Annotated in this window: 1 pseudogene; it reads left to right on the forward strand. The window is 73.0% G+C overall.

The window, feature by feature from the left end:
• Positions 1 to 93: 93 nt before the first annotated feature.
• Positions 94 to 389, forward strand: a pseudogene (locus H926_RS35010) (rod shape-determining protein RodA); the annotation flags it as partial.

A 389-nucleotide genomic window follows, 5' to 3' on the forward strand; every position in this document is an offset into this window, starting at 1 on the left:
ACCCGATGCGCCGCAGCCGCAGCCGACGCCGAGCCCGGCCTCTGGCGGCACCCAGGCGGGCGGTGCCGCGCCCACCGGGGGGCAGTGATCGCCATGCGCCGCGCCTATGTTCCCACCGGTCTTTCCCGCCAGCCCTGGGGCGTGCTGCTGCCGCTGCTGATGCTGGTGTGCTTTGGCGGGGCCGTGCTCTATTCGGCGGCCGGCGGGCATTTCCAGCCCTGGGCGCTGATGCACGTCGCCCGCTTCTTCGTGTTCCTGACCATGGCCATGGTGCTGGCGCGCGTGCCGCAGGATTGGTTCCGGCGGGCCGCCCTGCCCCTCTATGGCCTGCTTTGCGTGCTGCTGGTGCTGGTGGAACTGATCGGCGGCATCGGCGGGGGGGGGGGGCG

It is taken from the genome of Novosphingobium sp. B-7, from assembly GCF_000410615.1.
GTDB classification, from domain to species: domain Bacteria; phylum Pseudomonadota; class Alphaproteobacteria; order Sphingomonadales; family Sphingomonadaceae; genus Novosphingobium; species Novosphingobium capsulatum.